This is a genomic window from Acinetobacter sp. Li1LvA2 (assembly GCF_056156705.1).
Genome location: NZ_JBSICF010000003.1, coordinates 113,718 through 132,534, shown reverse-complemented (window position 1 = coordinate 132,534; position 18,817 = coordinate 113,718). Strand labels below are relative to the sequence as shown.

Here is an 18,817-nt window from a genome sequence, read left to right as displayed (position 1 = left end):
TGTGGCTTTTAAATTTACAGTTCGTATTAGAACAATACGCGCACGCGAATTGTACCTTCAACTTCATGCAACATATCTAAAGCTTCGTGAGAAGCAGAAGCGTCAACGTCCATTACGAGGTAACCGATGTCGCCTTTAGTCATGAGTGATTGACCAGAAATGTTGATGCCTTGTTCAGCAAACAAGTTGTTGATTTTAGACAATACGCCCGGTACGTTTTTGTGAATGTGCAATAAACGGTGTTGGCCAGCAGTCAACGGTAACGCGATTTCTGGGAAGTTTACCGCAGAAAGTGTCATACCTTTGTCAGAGTAAGCAACAAATTTCTCTGCAACTTCTAAACCGATGTTTGCTTGCGCTTCCATGGTTGAACCACCAACGTGAGGAGTCAAAATCACATTGTCTAAGCCACGAAGTGGAGAAACAAACTCTTCGCCATTTGCTTTTGGTTCTTTAGGGAATACGTCAACCGCTGCACCAGCAATATGACCAGATTTGATTGCATCTGCTAAATCTTCAATCACTACACATGTACCACGTGCAGCATTTAGAAAGATTGCGCCTTCTTTCATTTTTGCAAATTGTGCTTTAGTGAAGAAGTTGCGTGTAGATGGAACATCAGGCACATGTAATGTAACTACATCAGCAGTCGCTAAGAGTTCGTCTAATGAACCAACTTGGCGAGCATTACCCATTGGTAATTTAGTTACTGCATCGTAATAAATCACATGCATACCTAAGCTTTCAGCAAGAACAGAAAGCTGAGAACCGATGGAACCGTAACCTACAATACCTAAAGTTTTGCCACGAGTTTCGAAAGAACCGACAGCAGACTTGTCCCAACCACCACGATGACAAGCCGCCGATTTTTCAGGAACACGGCGAAGAAGAAGAATTGTTTCAGCAAGTACAAGCTCTGCAACTGAACGCGTATTTGAATACGGTGCGTTGAATACAGGAATACCACGTGCCATTGCTGCTTTAAGATCAACTTGGTTTGTTCCGATACAGAAACAGCCCACTGCGATCAATTTATTTGCAGCTTCGAAAACTTCTTCAGTCAATTGGGTACGCGAACGAATACCAATAAAGTGAGCATCTTTAACAGCTTCTTTTAGCGCTTCGCCTTCAAGAGCAGTTTTGCGATAGTCAATATTGGTGTAACCCGCAGCGTTTAGAGTATCGACTGCGTTTTGGTGAACGCCTTCTAACAAAAGGAAACGGATTTTATCTTTAGGTAGTGAAAGATGTTGGCTCATTACGGCTCCGCTACAAAGGCCAAATTTGGTGGCGCTATCATAACATAATGGTCGGTACTATAGATATTTCGTTTGCGCCATCGTCTTATGGCAATTTTATCTATGTCTAATCACTTCTATTTATGGCTTGTGAGTAATTTAGAATAGGTTTGGTATGGAATTTAAATACGATTTTTCTCTGAAAGTCCCATAGAAAAGCATTTATTTACGTTAAACATGTTTTGTAGTGACAGTATCTCTATTCTGAACTTTATCGCTTGAGCTGTTGCATGTAGAATATAGGAGTTCCTTGAACATTATGGCTTTGCTCAGGTGAAAACCCTGAAAATATGAAGTCATAGTCCCACCATAGTTTACTTCTTGCTAGGTCTGCAAACGATGAATGCTCCAGTCGCTTTAACACCTGAGTTACTCACCCAATTAACAGCAATCGTCGGTGAAAACCGTATTAAAACCGATGCTGATAGTCTCGAAAACTGGGGTAAAGATCATACCAAGCATTTTAATCCGAACCCATCGGTCATCGTTTTTCCATCGACCACTGAACAAGTTCAAGCAGTTGTAAAGCTTGCGAACCAGTTTAATATCGCGATTACACCGTCAGGCGGTCGTACTGGTCTCTCTGCAGGTGCTGTAGCAACTAATGGTGAAATTGTCATTAGCATGGACAAAATGAACCAGATTCTTGAGTTCTTCCCAGCAGATCGTATGGTACGAGTGCAAGCTGGTGTTGTGACTGAACAATTGCAAAACTATGCTGAAGAGCAAGGGATGTATTACCCAGTTGACTTTGCGTCAGCGGGTTCTAGCCAGATTGGCGGTAATATCGGTACCAATGCCGGTGGTATTAAAGTTATTAAATACGGCATGACACGTAATTGGGTGCTTGGTTTAACTGTTGTTACTGGGAAAGGTGATATTTTACGTTTAAACAAAGGCATGGTTAAAAATGCAACTGGTTATGCATTGCAGCATTTGTTTATTGGTGGTGAGGGTACATTAGGTTTAGTGACTGAAGCGGAAATTAAACTTGAGCGCCAACCACAAAACTTACAAGTTTTAGTTTTAGGTGTTCCAGATTTCGATGCAGTAATGCCTGTATTACATGCGTTCCAAAAAGATATCGATTTAACTGCATTTGAGTTCTTTGGTGAACTTGCAATGCAAAAAGTTTTAGATCACGGGCATGTACAACGTCCATTTGAAACTGAATGTCCGTTCTATGTATTGCTTGAGTTTGAAGCGCCATATGAGCCGATTCTCGATAAAGCAATGGAAATCTTCGAGCATTGTATGGAGCAGGGTTGGGTACTTGATGGCGTAATGAGCCAGAGCCTTGACCAAGTCGAAAGTTTATGGCGTTTACGCGAAGATATCTCTGAATCAATCGCGCCGTTTATTCCATACAAAAATGATATTTCAGTATTAATTACTCACGTACCTGCATTTATTCGTGAGATTGATGCAATTGTTCAAGAAAACTATCCTGATTTTGAAATTTGCTGGTTCGGTCATATTGGTGACGGTAACTTGCACTTAAATATTTTGAAACCTGAAAACTTAACCAAAGATGAGTTCTTTGCGAAGTGTCAGGTTGTGAATAAATATGTATTTGATACCGTGAAAAAATACGATGGTTCAATCTCTGCCGAACATGGCGTAGGTATGACGAAAAAACCATATTTGGAATATTCGCGTTCGCCTGAAGAAATTGAATATATGAAAGCTTTGAAGAAAGTATTTGATCCGAATGGTTTGATGAACCCAGGTAAATTGTTTGATCTTTAATGCTTGATTGAATAAAAGAATTTCTGTTAAAAGCGTATCGAAAGATGCGCTTTTTTATTATGAGAATTTTATAACAATGAATATTCTAATAGTTGGTAATGGCTTCGATTTATCTCACTATTTGCCTACAAAGTATGACCATTTTATGGTTGCAATGGAAGCTATAGAAAATTGGGATTTATCTGTTGGGGAGATGAGCTTTGATGATCTATTTGGCTCTTTGTATGAAAAAGAGAATTATTTCTTCAGATATACAAAAGCAATGTATCAAACAGATGAGACCAAAATCTCGGTTGACCAAATCATAGAGTTAAAGCAACATTTGAAAGAAAATGTTTGGTACCAATATTTCTCTGATCATGTAAGACAGGTAAGAACTTGGATAGATTTCGAAAAAAAGATTGAAGAAGTATTAAATTATTTTACTAAATTATTTGAAAAAATAACTGATTTTTATAATAAAGATAACAATCTTGAGTTGGAAGTAAAAACATCTATAAGTAACGATTCTACTTCTAATAAATTTATTTATCTGGGGGAAAGAGCTTGCGATGCTCTATCATGTGTGAAAATTTTAGAAAAGAAATATTATAAATCAGTAAGAGATTCAGATGGATATAGAGAATTTAATTACACAGATTTGAAGTCAAAGAATTACAATTATTTTATAAGTGATAAATATATTAAGCGCTTTGATAAATATGATTTTTATATGGTTGAAAATAGTATTGGGGATTTGAATGAATCTTTGAATAATTTTATTGATATTTTTAACTGGTATCTTTGTTTGATTTGTGATCTTAAGTTTAAAAATGGTATAGATGATAATTATATTTCTAATTATGATAAGGTTTATTCATTTAATTATACTAATACTTACACTAAGATTTGTAATAATGATCGATATGTTGATTTCTTACATGGTAAGGCGGGTGTTAATCAAAATATTGTTTTAGGGATTTCAGATTTAAAGTCAGAATCATTAAAAAATATAAAAGCATATGGTTTTACTAAATATCATCAGAAAATGTATAAAAATACGGATTATATTTTTTTAAGTGAAATTATTAATCATTTTTACTCTACGGAAAGAAAAGTTAAAAGTTTAGAGGATGAAATCAATAGTTACTTAGATAACCCCTCTTTAAGTGTAGATGTATATTTTAGAACAATGTTTGATGCTAAAACTAGAGATTACGGAGTGTTGAAGCAAAGTTCTGAAGAAACTTACAATATTCAAATATGGGGGCACTCTTTGGACCAATCAGATGAAAATTATATTAAAGAAATATTCTCCTTTAATGGAGAGTTTATTCAGCAGCGTTGTAATATTATTGTTTTTTATTTCAATAATTATGCAAAATTTGAATTGTTAAATAACTTACTTTCCATTCTTGGAAGCAATCTAGTGGAAAGGTGGATGAAAAATGGTTGGTTAAAGTTCGAGCCTAATCCTAATCTTGTCGAAATTAATAATATTCAACCAGTTGATTTAACTTAGTTTGGGTAACTTTTGATAAAGCCACTTATCTTACAAGTGGCTTTAGATAGAGTTATTTCTTGTACGCTTTCCAACCCGTCAGAATATGATAAATCAACGGTAAAAGACTAAGAGCAAAAAAGCTACAAAGCGCAATGGCCCACAGAGGTAAATCCCGTGGATTACCTAAAAAGAAATAGGCAAAAATAGAATAAGACAACATCGAAAACATCGCCATTGTTCCAAGTGGAAGCGTGACTTTAAAAATTAATGTGCTAGCAAATGTTTTGTAGGGTTCCATGTCGCGCTTTAGACTATAGGCAATAATCATGAGCAACACATAACCTAAAATAAACAGCATAAATAAAGCGGCTGCGAACAATAGAATTGTTCGCCAGCTCTTTTCTTGCGCGGTGTGATCACCAGATTCATAAACAACAGTAATATGTTCACCAACTATAGGTACATCACCAGAGCGAACTGAATTATCTAAAGTTAGAGTTCTGTTTTGATTATCTTTAAATTGAACCTGAGCAGTATGCATGAGTGTTTTAGTTTTATATTTACGCCCATTTGAGTCGGTACGTTCAGTATCTACCCATTCAGAAGTATAACTCACTACAGTTGCATCGTAAGTTGCTTTGGTAACTAAGCCGTAGACTGCTTGAGAAACCCAATAAGTAAATGGGAAAAATAAAGCACTAATACTAAAAACCACGGCAAATAAATAAGCAAATTCAAACTTACTACTTTTACGATTTTTAGCTAAACGCTTGACCCAAAACTTGGTGAGTACAAATGACCAAATCATCAAAACTGCAACGACCACCAAGAAAACTTGTCCCGCATAAGTCAGTTGCATAATGATCCTATTTGTTATGTGTAATAGAAATTAATTTTATCAAACGATTGTCATTAAAGTTGCGTGAGCAAGAACAATTATTTGGTCTGTAAAAGAGTAGCCATCCTTAGAACTACATAGTTTCTACAGAGTAACCGACAAAGGCATAGCATCATAAAGCTATGCCTTTTGTTTTTGGTGATAAAAATGCAACGTTTATTTTTAATTTCAGCGCTCTGTGCTGGACTTTTCACTGGGTGTGCGACGACCAGTAAATTAATTCCTTTTGTGGGTTCCGAAACCCCAATGCAACAAGTACTTAAAGCTCAACCTGAGATTGTAAAAGAGCACAATAACACCTCAGTTCAGCAAGTGTTTAACCGAGTAGAATCTCCAACTGTTTCCCGTATTGTTGTCATTCAAACCGGTTTAATGGATGACTCCGTTTCTGCTATTCGAACAGAATATGCATTTAAATTAGTGGATGAAAAGTGGCAGTTGCAGAATAAGCAAAAAAGCTATCAGTGTGCGAGAGGGAAAGGCTCTAGAGGTTTCCAAACACAGCTTTGCTCTTAAAAACAAAAAAAGACGATAAATATATCGTCTTTTTTTATGGGCTAAATTATACGCCGCTTTCTAAAATTTTAATTTTGACATCAATGACATCATCTTTAACTGCTTCATGATGTGCTTGCATATGAGGTGTAGTCAAATGTGCTTCAAGATAAGCAACACTTTCCCATTTTTCTAACATCACAATTGTGTCAGGCTCGTGGGTTTGGAAGCTCGCATTTGATTTGTGATCAATTAAAGGTTCATAACCATGACAACCATCTTCGGCTAAAACAGTTGGAATAATTTTTTGAAAAGCATCTAACACGTTTTGACGATGCTGCCCAGCTGATTTGGTGCGAATTTCTGCAATAATGGTTAGCATGGATTTCTCCTTATTAAGCTGCTGCAAATACACTATTTAAGTGTGCTTTATATTCTTCAACATAACGATTAACGTTAGGCATTTTAATTACGTCATTTACAATAAAAGTTGGTAATGTACCCATGCCTAAGAACTGATTAGCTTTATGAAATGGTAAATAAACACCATCTACGCCTACGCCGTGGAAGAACTGATCTGCATCGTCAAATGCTTCCATTGGCGCATTCCAAGTGAGTGACAGCATATATTTTTTGTCATGAATTAAACCACCTGAACCATATTTTTTTGATGCATCAGAACGGCTACGACCATCATTTGCGTAAAGTGAACCATGACCTACAGTAAATACATCATCAATATATTTTTTAACTGTCCAAGGCGCACCCATCCACCAACCTGGCATTTGGTAAATAACGACATCTGCCCATAAGAATTTTTCAACTTCATTTTCGGCATCATAATCGCTATCGGCACGGGTCATTTGAACTTCATGGCCAAGTTCCGTGAGATGGGTCGTTGCGAGTGTGGTTAATGTGTCATTTAATTCACCATTTGAATGTGCAAATTGTTTGGCACCATTAATCACTAAAATCTTACTCATGAGAGTCACTCTAATTAAATTCCTAAATTTGATGTGTACTTTACGGAATTTACTCTTGTTGAAAAATGCATGAATAGGAAAAATATTATTGATTAAAAGTCACTAATATTGATTTGATGCATCATTTTATTTTCCACATTAAAGATGCATACTTTACAAAGTAGAACGGAAAAAATTATTTGTAGTCTTTAGCATTAAGTTTGGGTAAATCTAAGAGATCACGTATGAGAAAAATGAGTTTGCTGATTGCTTTTAGCCTTGTAGCACTAACGGCTTGTGCCCCAGCAAAAAATTCTTCTGCTCAACTTGCTGATAGCCCGATACAAGCGGTATTACTTGATCAGCCCGATCTTTTAAATGATGCAAACAATTTGGATATTTCACAGCAAATGAATGCTGCCGATGATCCCTCTAATGCTCAAGTCACTATTTTACAGATAGATCCGAGCGAAGATGCAATAACGAAAGTCCGTACAGAATATTTATTAAAGCGAGACCAACAAGTCTGGAAAATTGTAAATAAAAAGCAAAGCTATCAATGTACGCAAGGACAAGATGCCCCAGACTTTCAAGTTAATCCTTGTCCTTAGTGCTTAATTTTTTATCGAATATGTGGATAACTTTGGGTTTGTGCACAACCAGAATTTGTGGGTCTTTTAGTGCAAAAAACTAAAATTTAAGCTTCTTGAAATTGCATGATTGCTGATCAATTTAAAAAGTGCTATTGTTGCGCTCGGCAATTGTGCCAATTGGTAAAAATTACCGAATCTCACGTCATACATTTTTTCTCGTTTTAGACACCTTGTGAATACGGTGTTTCACATTCTAAACATGCACTCTCACGGCATATAAAAACTTAACTAAAGATTGATAGACCATACTGTCATTGTCATGACTACATTATTTATTTCAATATGTAGTTGCTGAGACATTCTGGCCGCTATTTTGAAGTGTACAACTCATGAAAAATATTCAAACGACAGCGTTGAACCGTACAACGTTGATGTTTCCTTTGGCCTTAGTGCTATTTGAATTTGCGGTTTATATTGGTAATGACCTTATTCAGCCAGCAATGTTGGCAATTACTGAAGATTTTGGTGTAAGTGCAACTTGGGCTCCATCTTCAATGTCATTTTATTTATTAGGTGGCGCTACAGTTGCGTGGTTACTTGGACCATTGTCAGATCGTCTCGGACGTAAAAAAGTACTGCTAGCAGGGGTTTTGTTTTTTGCTCTATGCTGCTTCTTAATTTTACTAACGCGGCAAATAGAACAATTTCTAGCATTAAGATTTTTGCAGGGAATTGGCTTAACCGTAATCTCCGCAGTCGGTTATGCCGCTATTCAAGAGAGTTTTGCTGAGCGTGATGCAATTAAAGTTATGGCGCTCATGGCAAATATCTCGTTGCTTGCACCATTGCTGGGGCCTGTACTTGGAGCCTTTTTAATTGATTATGTGTCTTGGCATTGGGGATTTGTCGCCATTGCTGTATTGGCATTACTCAGTTGGGTCGGTTTGAAAAAACAGATGCCAAGTCAGCAAGCCAGTGTAACTCGACAACCTTTTAGTTATCTTTTTGATGATTTTAAAAAGGTGTTTACTAACCGCCGTTTTTTAGGCTTAAGTCTGGCCCTACCGTTGGTCGGCATGCCTTTAATGCTTTGGATCGCTTTATCTCCAATCATTTTGGTAGATGAGTTAAAGCTCACAAGTGTGCAATATGGCTTGGCTCAATTCCCAGTATTTGTTGGTCTCATTGTAGGTAACATTGTTTTAATTAAAATTATTGATCGTCTCGCTTTAGGTAAAACTATTCTAATTGGCTTACCGATTATGCTGATTGGGACACTCATTTTAATATTAGGTGTGGTGTGGCAAACCTATTTAATTCCTTGTCTACTTACAGGCATGACGCTCATCTGTTTTGGTGAGGGAGTTAGCTTTTCAGTCTTATATCGCTTTGCACTCATGTCATCCGAAGTTTCAAAAGGAACTGTTGCAGCGGCAGTTTCGATGCTATTGATGATGAGCTTCTTTGCAATGATTGAACTGGTACGTTACCTCTATACGCAATTTCATTTATGGGCCTTTGTATTATCTGCATTTGCTTTTATTGCTCTTTGGTTTACTCAACCAAGAAGTGCTTTAAAGCAGGAAATGCAAGAGAGGCAACAACAAGGTAATAACTAGATAAAAAACACCGGAATTTATATTCCGGTATTTTTAGCTATTATTTTAACATTTTTTCCATTTCCTCGCGGTCTGTTTCATAAGTACAACCTAATAATGTCATCGGACTTTTTCCGGTCATTTCTGATAAGTTGAGCTTATGATAAACAGTAAAAGAATCTGCTGTTGCAGGTTCTGTCTTGACTGTGCGAACACCTCTAAAAAAAGGTAATGTTTTAAAGTCTGGATGCTGAGGAATATTAAATTTCTTTGAAAGTTGTTGAACATTTACATTACGAAAAACGGCAGTTATACCTTGGCCAGCTAGGGCAATTTCGTTTGTCTTTAAACCAAACAGTTCAATGGGTTGATTAGTTTTATATAAATAAATGAAAGGTTGATCTGAATCTTCAATTCTTTTAAAGCCAAGCGCTGATAAATTTTCATCATATTCAGAAGCAAAACTGGTATAAGTTTCTTGATCTGATTGACACTCTATAATCTTTTTTAAATCATTTATTTCAAATGCATATGATGTGCTACTCAGCAATAAAAAAGTGGCAGAAAGAAATTTATATATCTTTGGAAAGTCCATTTCTTATCCTCAATAAAGTGTTATAGCTATTTAATCTCTTGTTCTAAAAGCTTACCTTTTAAAGTTAAGAGTTCAGGTAGGGTTTCTAATAGTAAACTCATTTGTTTTAAGACTAGAGTATAGCTTTCCGAAAAGTGCTCATGAGTTGTTAGATTTTGAATTTGTTTTAAAGTTCGCTCAAGAAAATTAAAGTCAACAGAAGCTTGTTCAAATAAACTCTGATTAAGAATGTGCTGACAATCCAGTAAGAGCTGTAATACCTGTTGATCCTCAATTTTCTGCCGTTGGCTACCTAACGCTGCCACATAACTCAACTGGCTGTGGCTATAAACCAAATAGCGAAAAGCGTAATGGATGAGTTGAGGATTTGGATTCGGTTCAGCACTTAAACTCGAGATCATGTTCGATAGCTCGATTTGAGCATTATGGGCAGCGCGACGAATTCGACGGTATTCTATATCTTGATTTTTGCCATATTGATATTGCTCAACAATCACATTGAAATAGTCTAAGGTCGCTTTGCTACTTTTCTTAATATTGTTAGGAATATTGCGGAAGTTCCAATCAGGCCAAATAAAGTTTACGGCAAGCCATGCAATAAAACAGCCTAACAGCGTATCTATCAGGCGAGGTAAAATAATGCTGTAGCCCGCACCTTTTAAGTTAAAAATTAACAGCACCATCAGGGTGGCCATAAGCGTCGCCAATGCATATTTCTTTTGCCGTAAGTAGAAAAAGCAGACTCCGCAAATAATCGTAATGATGAGCTGACCTTCAATACTCGGTACAAAATATAGAATAGGTATTCCTAATAAAACACCGAGTAGAGTGCCAATGGTTCTTAGTTTAAGACGGCTTTTAGTCGCAAAATAAGTGATCTGACAGACAAATAAACTAGTCAGTAAAATCCAATAGCCATGCTGAGCAAATGGTAATAATGAAATGGCATAACCTGCGGCGAAAACGACTGCAATTCGTATGGCATGTCTAAATAAGGCCGACTGTGGTGTAAGCTGTTGTCTGAGTTTTAAGATCAGATCTGAAAATCCTTGAATATCATCATCAAGTAAATTTAAGTGTTCTTGTCTTGTTTGGGTATTATTTTCAGGGAAAGGCTGTGCATATTGTAGTTGTTCAAACTGTTCATGCATTCCTTTTAAATTATCAAAAATAAGTTTTAAATTTTTAACTTCAAAATTTTGTGGATGTTGTTGTATCCAATCTTTTAAAGAACTTTCTAAATGTCCTAATACTTTCTGACTTTCTTGCGAAGGCTGATATGGCTGGTTATATAAAATACATTGAGCTAAGTCTTGGCATGCTTGTGCTTGTAGACGCAGGTTTTTTTGGAAACGGAAAATAAGATCACTACGGCTAAAGTTCTGTTGAATATGTTCGTAATGTAAATAATTAGAGGTTGCTTGTTCGTGAATGTCCCGCGCAAAAAAATACAGGTTTAGCCAATAAATACTTTTATTACTGACGCGTGAAGCCTTGAGTCGAGTGAGTAGGGAACTGCGTATTTGATTGAGACTTTGGGCAACTTGCGTATTTTGTAAGGACAGTTCATATAAAAGTTGTTCTACGTTCTCTTTATTGTCGGGATCAAACAAACGTGCTTTTGCTTGTAGTAGAACAGATATTTCTTTAAAAATTTGTGAGAGCTTATCTTGTAAGGGAAGTGTCGGCTTAATAATAAAAAACAAAATAGATGTAAAGCCATACCACAAAGCACCATAAACAAAGTAAGTAGGTTGTTGGTACCAGTGCGCATATTCTCCTAAACCGAACATGCTATAAATTGAAAGCAAAATAGTGCCAAACGAAATTGTGGCATAACGTTGCCCTAAAGCGCCTAATAAAATAAAAAAAGCACTTGAGATTGAGAGATATAAAATAAAGAAAATTTTGTAAGGAGCTAGAAAGCCAAGAATACTACTGACTATAAAAAAGAGGAGGCAGACGTAAACCAAATTACGTAATCGAATACTTAAGCGATCATCAAAGTCGGTTAATGCTGCTGCAATCGCGCCTAAAGTCACAGGAACGATGAGCTCGTTATGGCCTAACCACAGTAAACCCAAAGTTGTGCCTGTGAGTACAATCAAAATTTGCAGGCAATAAATTAAAATGGAATTCGTCTTAAAACTATTAAATATTTGGGTCAGATAGTTCACGGCTTTTGTTCTAAATTAGAGAATACGTGAGAAAGCAGTATGTAACTTTAAATTTTTATTACTTCAAAAATATTATTCTGTTTATCTACAAAAGTCAGTCATTTTTTGAGATTTTATTAGGCTTAAATCAAGTTGTAACGATCAATAAATTAACAAAATTGTGGATATCTTTTTAGATACCCACAATTTAAAAAAGACATAAATTATTTAATCACACCACATGCAATTCGTGCTCCGCCACCGCCGAGAGGAAGAGGTGAGTCTGAATAGTTATCGCCACCAGCATGAATCATGATAGCTCGACCTTGAAGATCAGCAAGTTTCAAACGAGGTGCGATCACAGCAGTCGTTGCAACACCAGTATTATCGACTACTAAAGCAGGTAAATCACCTAAGTGGCCAGTTGTTGGGGTGCCGTGATGAGGAGCTTGATTCGGGTTATAGTGACTACCAGCAGCTAAAGCAGCGCCCGGTTTCCCATCTTTTACAGCTGGTTCACAAGAGGCATTTTCATGAATATGAAAGCCGCGTGTACCACTTGGTAAGTCAGCAAGAGCAGGGGTAATAATTAAACCTTTATCGCTATCTTGAAAGCTAATCGTACCGATTTTTTTACCAATACCATTAGCGGTTACTTCATTTACATCAACTACTTTTTTCGTATGCATTGTCGTTAATGCTTGAGCTGTATCTGATACAGTTTTTGTAACTGAACTACAGCCAACCGTAAAAAAAGCTGTAAGCGCACAGACTGCGCCAATTTTATTAAACATCTGCATGATCGGATGTCCTTATAAATATATATGATTGTTTGATTCAAACAAACGAAGGTTTAACCTACAAGTTAATTTAAATAGTTAATTTGTATCTAGAAACATTTTTAAATTAAATAAATGCGTCACTCTTTATCGTTAGAAGATTCACTTTCAGAATCATAAATCATAGTCGTTTTAGGCATAGGTTCAGGCTCAATGGTCTCATGTAACCATTCACGCCAAATTGCCAGTAAAATAGCCAGAATTACAGGTCCAATAAATAAACCTACCAATCCAAAACTAGCAATACCACCTAATACACCAAACATAATCAATAAGAATGGAATTTTTGTAGCGCCAGAAATCACAAGTGGTCGAATCACATTATCTGAGCTACTAACAATCACTACACCCCAAACCACTACACCAATTGCTTCCATAGTTTGTCCCTGAGAGAACAACCATAGACCGACACCTAAATAGGAAATTGGTGTACCAAATGGAATTAAAGCCAATAAGAAAGTAGCAATGGTAAGTACCATTGGGTTAGGGACACCTGCTACGAAATAACTTAATCCAGCTAAAACAGCTTGAGCAATTGCAGTTAAACCCACGCCATAGACTACAGCACGAGTCGTCTCAGAAATCGTATCGAGATAATGGTGAATACGAGGGCCTATAACCATTTCTAAGGCTTTACTTACCTGAGACAAAATCATTTGACCATCACGGTAGAAGAAAAATAGGCTAAATACGGCAAAGCCAAGTTTGACAATATTTTTACTAATTTCACCGAGCAGTACACGGCCATAACTTAAATGGCTTTGTACCCAAGCTGCAACATTTTGAATCGTGCTATTAGGATCGTTATTTAACTCATTAAGCGTACGAGAAATTTCTTTTCCAACAAAAGGAAGATCACGAATAAAATCAGGGACACTTAAATGACCTGAAAAAACCTGACGTTGTAAGTCAAAATATAAGTTGCGGCCTTCATGCTGCAAAATAAAAATAGCGCATGTAAAAGGAACGCCAACAACCAAAATGACCAGACTAATCATTAGAGTTGCATTTAAAGTATTACGGGTTTCTCCAAAGAAACGTTGAATTCTTAAATAAATAGGCCAAGTCATATAAGCAATGATGGCAGCCCAAAGTACAGGAACAATAAAGTATTTCAGGATATTAAATCCTAAAAAAATCAAAATAAAAAACAGCCCAAACAATAAAACGCGCTGTAAATTAGGAGCGTATGGATGCACGAACAATATTTCTCTAATTTTCTACATAGAATAAAGTCATATTAACTGAAAAATAACCTGAGGCAAATTTTAAGGCCGCAATGTAAAGAACCTTATACATCTCTTTTTAGAGACTAAAAGTTATTTAAAACCACTCAGCTTTATCTTCAACTAACTTGTTTAGAACAGGTTGCCATTGGTTTTGAATCGTAATAAAGTTTTTTTGAGGCTTATCAAAAATGCTTAAGCCTTGCATTGCTAAGCTGCCATATGCAGTGCGTTCAGCAATCCATGCAACAGGTTCCTGTTCAATTTTTTCAAAAAACTGTTGAATATCTTTTGAGCTAGCACTGTTTGGTTTTACGCGATTTGCAAGAAGTAAAATCTGAACTTTGCCTTTACGAATACGCTTAATATCTTGTAAATGCTTTAAAAAGCGACGAGTACTGTCTATATCAAAAAATGAAGGCTGAAGTGGAGTAATAATGGCATGGGCTTCACTAATGAGTTGCTCAGCATGTTCACCTGAAAGTGCACCAGGTGCATCAATAATTAAATAATCCAGATTTTTAGGCGCGTCACCAATTGATTTTTCATGACGCCAGTCGAGGCTTTGAATTTTTGCGACACCATCGGGGCGCTGTTTTAACCACTGTAAAGCCGATTTTTGATTGTCTGAATCTGCTAATGCTACTTTATATCCTTTTTGTGCCAATGCTGTTGCCAACGTAATGGCCGTCATGGTTTTTCCGCATCCGCCCTTTTGATTTGCAATAAGTATCGTTTTCATAAATCCAATTATTTTCAGCAGCACATTTGTTTATGTTTTATACCTTAGCATCTTTTTATGTGAAGGAGATGACCACATTTGACAAAAGTTTAAGCTGTTTCGTTATTTTAGATATGATTAGATCTGTAATCTTGATTTGCGCTTTTTTAAGGAAAATTTATGTCTGTATGGCTTGCCATGCTTATTGGTGCTGGAATTGGCATCATTATCACTACTCTTATTTTATCAAACACTCGCAATGGACGAATTAAGGCTGAATATGAGCAATATATTGCTGAACTTGAATTAGAGCATCAACAAGCTCTTACTCAAGCACAAAAGAGAAGTGTAAATACAAGCCGTGCGGTGTTGAAAGGAAAAATGGCAGAACAATTTGCTCCGGTTTTGCCTGAATTTCAGTATCTACCAAGCGATGCAAAATTCATGGGTGATCCGGTGGACTATATTATCTTTGATGGATATACCGATTTTCGTGATGGTGATGGGACAGCAGAAGACATTAATATTATTTTACTTGATGTAAAAAGTGGCGGTGCAAGGCTCACTAAAGGTCAGCAAGCTATTGCGCAAGCGGTCCAACGAGGTAAGGTTCGTTTTGAAACTCTAAGAATAGATTTTGAAGATTAATAAGCTGTTTAATTCAGCACAAAAATAGACGAAATTGATCTGTATTGTTACTAAATTCCGATATTTTTTTCATCGCTTACAGCTACTATAAATTGAAGATCTATTCACTTTGATCTAGCAATATTTGAGGTGTAACGCGATGAAAAAACAATGTTTGATGATGGGCTTGCTGACTGCTATTGGCATGAGTTCAGCATTTGCATCGACCTCAAGTGAATATAATATTGCCAATGGTTTGAGCCCGATAGAAAAAGATCAATCTATTTCTGTGTTACAGCCTTTTCAAGGAAATTTCAGGATCTTGGGTTCAAAAGTTTATCAAAATGATGAACAAGCTAAATTTTCGCCTATCGACTATGCGGTAAGTTGGGGATTGTTTGCACAGCCTGACATTGCACGTCATATTTCGGTGAAACAATATGACCGTTATTTAAACTGGAAAATTCCTAAATTACCTGTTCCAGCAGAGCAAGCAATGCAAATGGTGTCTAACATGCACATCATTCCTGCGAACCCTGAAATTGCTCAGCAGATTAAACAAGTTAAACGTGGTGATCTCGTTTATCTAAAAGGGGATCTTGTCGAGATTAAAGACAAAAACTTAGTCTGGAAATCTTCACTTACGCCAACCGACACGGGTGATGGTGCATGTGAATTATTCCGTGTTCAGGCAATTCATTGGGTTGAAAAGCAAAATATATAATTTGAAAAAAGCCTTCATAAATATGAAGGCTTTTTTATAAGTAAAGTAATACTTATTTCTGTTGCGATGCTTTCCAATACTTTAATTGATTTTGCGCTTGTAAATAGTCGGCAAGATCATTGATCTGTTCATCTTTAGTCGCGTGCTTATCACTATAGTGTTTTTCTTGGTTTTCCCAATATTGATAAAGTAGTCCCTGAATGTAACGGCCTTGCTCAGTTTTTAAATCTAAATCTTTTAACATGGTCAGAGCAGAGCGCACATTATCGAGTGTACGTTGTTGTTCAAAATCTGTTGTGAGTGTTCCCGCTTCATGCATTTTTGCTAACTCATTTTCCATCTCATCGCTCATTTCGGTAAAGCGGCGGTCATAGTCCTCTAAAAGTGCAATATCGTGTGCATCATCAGCAGTAGCAGGGAATGTCTTAACCGGTCTTTCATTTAGTTTTTCTAAAACCTGATCTGTAGATGAGGTGGCAGACGGTTGCTCCGTCTTAGCAGGCTCATCCGCTTTTTTACAAGCAGTAAGTAATAGGCTAGAGCAAAGCAAAGACATTAATATGACTTGAGGTGTTTTCTTCTTCATAACTTTCAACCAAACCTATTCACTAATTATTTAACGGGTAACGTACTTTTCTGAAAGTGATATGCATATGTAACATATGGAAAATCAATCTGATCTTGAGGACCTAATCCCGTAAAATCATAAACAATTTTTTCAAACTGTGCTTTGAGTTGTAACTGATCTTTTTCAGTCATTGCAGCAATAAAACTCGTAGAGAGTAAACGTTTACTCACGACTTGTTCGACAGAACCGCATTGCGACTGTGTAAATGTTTGTAGGCTATCAAATACGAATAAATCTTGTTGTTCAAACACACGTTTCCACTTTTCACTATGGTAACGCGGCGTGTCTCCTTCAAGAGGAAGTAGAAAATCAGCTAAGGCTTTCACCCAATTCGTACGCTCGTCGCGTTGATTCCAAACGAGTCCTAAATGTCCTTGTGGTTTTAATACTCTATACATTTCTGTTAGGGTATCAAGGTTGTCAAACCAGTGGAAAGATTGCGCACAAATAATGGCATCAATTTCATGGTCTGCTACAGGAATTGAATGGCTAAAAGCCTGTAATGTTTTGATATCAGGATAAACTTGTTGAAGCTGCTGTAACATCTCGCCAATTGGCTCAACTGCAATAACATCTGCATGTGTTTGTTTTAAGTAGGGTAAGAATTTGCCAGTACCCGATCCAAGATCGATAACAGTAGAGTTTTCCTGTATTTGTAGGCAATTTTGCAGCCAACTTACTATTTCTGCGGGATAATTAGGTCTAACTTGCTGATATAGTTCAGCAGCTGAGCTGAAGCCTTTTTGAGCGGCAGGATGTAAGGATTGTGTCATATTTTGCGCTTTTTAATCTGACTGGCATCTATAAAATAAGATACTCCGCAATCATAAATTGGCAAAACACCTATTTTGTTTCATTTTTGACGTTGTATGTGGGAGTAAATTTTCTTTCGGTGTGAGCATGGATAAGCAAATTATTTTTGAAGACGAACACATTAGAGCCATTTTTTTACCAGGCGATTCTAATACATTGGTTCTCTCTTTTGGCGATTTGATTACCCGAGCGAGTGGCTTATCTATCAATGCTGAAAAGTCCCTAATTAAATACCAATATAATATTATTGGGGTAATGCCAAAACAAAAATCATGGTTTCCGCAAGCGAGCATGATTGAGCTGGCAAAAGCGATTTCGCCTATTCTAGAAGGCTTTAAAAATATTGTGGGTTATGGCGGTTCGATGGGCGGCTATGCAGCAATCAAATATTCTAATTTATTGAATATGAATCGTGTGATTGCATTTGTGCCTCAATATTCAATTGATCCTGAGCAGGTTGAAGATCGACGCTATGCCGAGTTTTTCGATGCTGTGGCAAATAAAGACATGCAAATCCAGCCGCAAGATGTCGATGCAGCGCGTGAATACCTTATTGTTTATGACCCTTATTTTTCAACTGACCGTGAACATTATCTAAAAATAAAAGAGCTATTACCAAACTTACATACGATTCATTTGCCATTTACTGGTCATGAAGCATTGTCTGTATTGGCAAGTTCAAGTTTATTACATGATTTTATTGAGCATGAATTTGACGAAATTTATTTTTATCAACAAGTTCGCAAGGTCAAAAAGCAAAGTAAGTTTTACTTCCGTAATGTACTTGTACATGTTCTTACCCATCATGATGACATGTTGTTAAAAATATTACGCCAAAATGATTTTCAGCTTGATGAGCGTTATTTTGATAACCCCCTTAAACAGGCTATTACGCGTAGTCTGATAAAGACACAGCAAGCAACTGAGCTAGACTTTCAAAAGTTAGGTATTAAAGTACCGCGAGTTCAGGATGCTGCGAATTATAAAGAAGGATTGCAGACCAGCTTTGGCACAATTTTGGTATTCAACCTCATTAATTCAAAGTTTGAAAGTTATGCTCTAGATGTTCTGCTGGCGAATAAATCTTATTTGATTCCAATTGTGGCTGAACACACTGGTGTAGTTCACATTGAATTAAATAATGAAAATTATTTGTTGGGAATGAATGATCGCAAAGTTATTAAATTGTTCAAACACAACGAGCCTTTATCATCTGATATGAGCCCATTTGTAGTCAAAAAATATTCCGATTGTTTTGCAATCAGCTATAAGCAATTAAATTTATCTTGTGATGAACACGGGATGTGTGAATTTATAGAAGGTTCAATTCAGCCGACTGAACAACTAGCCTTAATCAGCTTTTAAAACTTTATAGTGGTTAAATAAAGCTCAGACCTTTAGGTTTGAGCTTT

At 36.6% G+C, this 18,817-nt stretch carries 19 protein-coding genes; 8 read left to right on the top strand and 11 right to left on the bottom strand.

What is annotated here, in order from left to right; genetic code table 11:
• Positions 1-26: 26 nt before the first annotated feature.
• Positions 27-1,259 (bottom strand): phosphoglycerate dehydrogenase, encoded by a 1,233-nt coding sequence (gene serA / locus ACS604_RS07915; RefSeq protein WP_004789759.1) that lies wholly within the window; start codon positions 1,257-1,259, stop codon positions 27-29.
• 378 nt (positions 1,260-1,637) lie between these two features.
• On the opposite strand from serA, the gene ACS604_RS07910 reads away from it, so the two are divergent.
• Together ACS604_RS07910 and ACS604_RS07905 are read left to right on the top strand one after the other, a co-directional pair.
• The gene (locus tag ACS604_RS07910) at positions 1,638-3,047 is read left to right on the top strand and encodes an FAD-binding oxidoreductase (RefSeq protein ID WP_004789757.1); all 1,410 of its coding nucleotides are present in this window, start codon (positions 1,638-1,640) and stop codon (positions 3,045-3,047) included.
• Positions 3,048-3,123: 76 nt separating this feature from the next.
• Positions 3,124-4,548: an AbiH family protein gene (locus ACS604_RS07905; protein WP_004789755.1), complete on the top strand. Its 1,425-nt coding sequence runs from the start codon at positions 3,124-3,126 to the stop codon at positions 4,546-4,548.
• Positions 4,549-4,600: 52 nt separating this feature from the next.
• On the opposite strand, the gene ACS604_RS07900 is transcribed toward ACS604_RS07905, so the two are convergent.
• On the bottom strand, positions 4,601-5,389 hold the full coding sequence (locus tag ACS604_RS07900) for a hypothetical protein (protein WP_004789753.1): 789 nt from the start codon (positions 5,387-5,389) through the stop codon (positions 4,601-4,603).
• A gap of 186 nt (positions 5,390-5,575) precedes the next feature.
• Between ACS604_RS07900 and ACS604_RS07895 the strand changes: the two genes are divergently transcribed.
• The gene (locus ACS604_RS07895) at positions 5,576-5,944 is read left to right on the top strand and encodes a hypothetical protein (RefSeq protein ID WP_004789750.1); all 369 of its coding nucleotides are present in this window, start codon (positions 5,576-5,578) and stop codon (positions 5,942-5,944) included.
• 46 nt (positions 5,945-5,990) lie between these two features.
• On the opposite strand, the gene ACS604_RS07890 is transcribed toward ACS604_RS07895, so the two are convergent.
• On the bottom strand, positions 5,991-6,305 hold the full coding sequence (locus ACS604_RS07890) for a putative quinol monooxygenase (protein ID WP_004789748.1): 315 nt from the start codon (positions 6,303-6,305) through the stop codon (positions 5,991-5,993).
• A 13-nt stretch (positions 6,306-6,318) separates the two neighbouring features.
• Positions 6,319-6,906: an NAD(P)H-dependent oxidoreductase gene (locus tag ACS604_RS07885; protein WP_151963879.1), complete on the bottom strand. Its 588-nt coding sequence runs from the start codon at positions 6,904-6,906 to the stop codon at positions 6,319-6,321.
• A 224-nt stretch (positions 6,907-7,130) separates the two neighbouring features.
• On the opposite strand from ACS604_RS07885, the gene ACS604_RS07880 reads away from it, so the two are divergent.
• Positions 7,131-7,496 (top strand): hypothetical protein, encoded by a 366-nt coding sequence (locus ACS604_RS07880; RefSeq protein WP_004789744.1) that lies wholly within the window; start codon positions 7,131-7,133, stop codon positions 7,494-7,496.
• A gap of 371 nt (positions 7,497-7,867) precedes the next feature.
• Entirely contained in the window at positions 7,868-9,097 is a 1,230-nt protein-coding gene (craA, locus tag ACS604_RS07875) for a chloramphenicol efflux MFS transporter CraA (RefSeq protein ID WP_004789742.1), read from the top strand.
• A gap of 40 nt (positions 9,098-9,137) precedes the next feature.
• On the opposite strand, the gene ACS604_RS07870 is transcribed toward craA, so the two are convergent.
• The 5 genes from ACS604_RS07870 to ACS604_RS07850 form a co-directional block, all read right to left on the bottom strand.
• On the bottom strand, positions 9,138-9,671 hold the full coding sequence (locus ACS604_RS07870) for a hypothetical protein (RefSeq protein WP_004789740.1): 534 nt from the start codon (positions 9,669-9,671) through the stop codon (positions 9,138-9,140).
• Positions 9,672-9,697: 26 nt separating this feature from the next.
• On the bottom strand, positions 9,698-11,848 hold the full coding sequence (yccS, locus tag ACS604_RS07865; RefSeq protein WP_174730203.1) for a YccS family putative transporter: 2,151 nt from the start codon (positions 11,846-11,848) through the stop codon (positions 9,698-9,700).
• A gap of 203 nt (positions 11,849-12,051) precedes the next feature.
• Complete coding sequence (sodC, locus tag ACS604_RS07860) at positions 12,052-12,621, bottom strand: superoxide dismutase family protein (protein ID WP_081399460.1); 570 nt, start codon at positions 12,619-12,621, stop codon at positions 12,052-12,054.
• A gap of 125 nt (positions 12,622-12,746) precedes the next feature.
• Positions 12,747-13,865, bottom strand: coding sequence for an AI-2E family transporter (locus ACS604_RS07855; RefSeq protein ID WP_013196736.1), 1,119 nt, complete (start codon positions 13,863-13,865; stop codon positions 12,747-12,749).
• A 124-nt stretch (positions 13,866-13,989) separates the two neighbouring features.
• Complete coding sequence (locus ACS604_RS07850) at positions 13,990-14,634, bottom strand: ParA family protein (RefSeq protein ID WP_013196737.1); 645 nt, start codon at positions 14,632-14,634, stop codon at positions 13,990-13,992.
• Positions 14,635-14,793: 159 nt separating this feature from the next.
• On the opposite strand from ACS604_RS07850, the gene ACS604_RS07845 reads away from it, so the two are divergent.
• Both ACS604_RS07845 and ACS604_RS07840 read left to right on the top strand, forming a co-directional pair.
• Positions 14,794-15,261: a Holliday junction resolvase-like protein gene (locus ACS604_RS07845; protein WP_004789735.1), complete on the top strand. Its 468-nt coding sequence runs from the start codon at positions 14,794-14,796 to the stop codon at positions 15,259-15,261.
• 139 nt (positions 15,262-15,400) lie between these two features.
• Positions 15,401-15,964 carry a hypothetical protein gene (locus ACS604_RS07840; RefSeq protein ID WP_238612188.1) on the top strand — a complete coding sequence of 188 codons (564 nt, stop codon included), beginning with the start codon at positions 15,401-15,403 and terminating at the stop codon, positions 15,962-15,964.
• Positions 15,965-16,016: 52 nt separating this feature from the next.
• Here ACS604_RS07840 and ACS604_RS07835 read toward each other — a convergent pair whose 3' ends face one another.
• Both ACS604_RS07835 and ACS604_RS07830 read right to left on the bottom strand, forming a co-directional pair.
• A complete protein-coding gene (locus ACS604_RS07835) occupies positions 16,017-16,550 on the bottom strand; it encodes a hypothetical protein (protein ID WP_004789733.1) in 534 nt (177 codons plus the stop codon).
• Positions 16,551-16,576: 26 nt separating this feature from the next.
• Positions 16,577-17,365 carry a class I SAM-dependent methyltransferase gene (locus ACS604_RS07830; protein ID WP_440203200.1) on the bottom strand — a complete coding sequence of 263 codons (789 nt, stop codon included), beginning with the start codon at positions 17,363-17,365 and terminating at the stop codon, positions 16,577-16,579.
• Between the two features lie 127 nt (positions 17,366-17,492).
• Between ACS604_RS07830 and ACS604_RS07825 the strand changes: the two genes are divergently transcribed.
• Positions 17,493-18,770 (top strand): hypothetical protein, encoded by a 1,278-nt coding sequence (locus ACS604_RS07825; RefSeq protein WP_474771143.1) that lies wholly within the window; start codon positions 17,493-17,495, stop codon positions 18,768-18,770.
• The last annotated feature ends 47 nt before the right edge of the window (positions 18,771-18,817 follow it).

Excerpts from the sequence above, each read along its gene's own strand:
- ACS604_RS07890 (WP_004789748.1), bottom strand. The coding sequence starts at position 6,305 with ATGCTAACCATTATTGCAGAAATTCGCACCAAATCAGCTGGGCAGCAT.
- ACS604_RS07880 (WP_004789744.1), top strand. The coding sequence starts at position 7,131 with ATGAGAAAAATGAGTTTGCTGATTGCTTTTAGCCTTGTAGCACTAACG.
- ACS604_RS07835 (WP_004789733.1), bottom strand. The coding sequence starts at position 16,550 with ATGAAGAAGAAAACACCTCAAGTCATATTAATGTCTTTGCTTTGCTCT.
- ACS604_RS07845 (WP_004789735.1), top strand. The coding sequence starts at position 14,794 with ATGTCTGTATGGCTTGCCATGCTTATTGGTGCTGGAATTGGCATCATT.
- ACS604_RS07895 (WP_004789750.1), top strand. The coding sequence starts at position 5,576 with ATGCAACGTTTATTTTTAATTTCAGCGCTCTGTGCTGGACTTTTCACT.
- ACS604_RS07910 (WP_004789757.1), top strand. The coding sequence starts at position 1,638 with ATGAATGCTCCAGTCGCTTTAACACCTGAGTTACTCACCCAATTAACA.
- ACS604_RS07825 (WP_474771143.1), top strand. The coding sequence starts at position 17,493 with ATGGATAAGCAAATTATTTTTGAAGACGAACACATTAGAGCCATTTTT.
- ACS604_RS07900 (WP_004789753.1), bottom strand. The coding sequence starts at position 5,389 with ATGCAACTGACTTATGCGGGACAAGTTTTCTTGGTGGTCGTTGCAGTT.
- sodC (WP_081399460.1), bottom strand. The coding sequence starts at position 12,621 with ATGTTTAATAAAATTGGCGCAGTCTGTGCGCTTACAGCTTTTTTTACG.
- ACS604_RS07885 (WP_151963879.1), bottom strand. The coding sequence starts at position 6,906 with ATGAGTAAGATTTTAGTGATTAATGGTGCCAAACAATTTGCACATTCA.
- serA (WP_004789759.1), bottom strand. The coding sequence starts at position 1,259 with ATGAGCCAACATCTTTCACTACCTAAAGATAAAATCCGTTTCCTTTTG.
- ACS604_RS07830 (WP_440203200.1), bottom strand. The coding sequence starts at position 17,365 with ATGACACAATCCTTACATCCTGCCGCTCAAAAAGGCTTCAGCTCAGCT.
- ACS604_RS07850 (WP_013196737.1), bottom strand. The coding sequence starts at position 14,634 with ATGAAAACGATACTTATTGCAAATCAAAAGGGCGGATGCGGAAAAACC.
- ACS604_RS07905 (WP_004789755.1), top strand. The coding sequence starts at position 3,124 with ATGAATATTCTAATAGTTGGTAATGGCTTCGATTTATCTCACTATTTG.
- craA (WP_004789742.1), top strand. The coding sequence starts at position 7,868 with ATGAAAAATATTCAAACGACAGCGTTGAACCGTACAACGTTGATGTTT.
- ACS604_RS07870 (WP_004789740.1), bottom strand. The coding sequence starts at position 9,671 with ATGGACTTTCCAAAGATATATAAATTTCTTTCTGCCACTTTTTTATTG.
- ACS604_RS07840 (WP_238612188.1), top strand. The coding sequence starts at position 15,401 with ATGAAAAAACAATGTTTGATGATGGGCTTGCTGACTGCTATTGGCATG.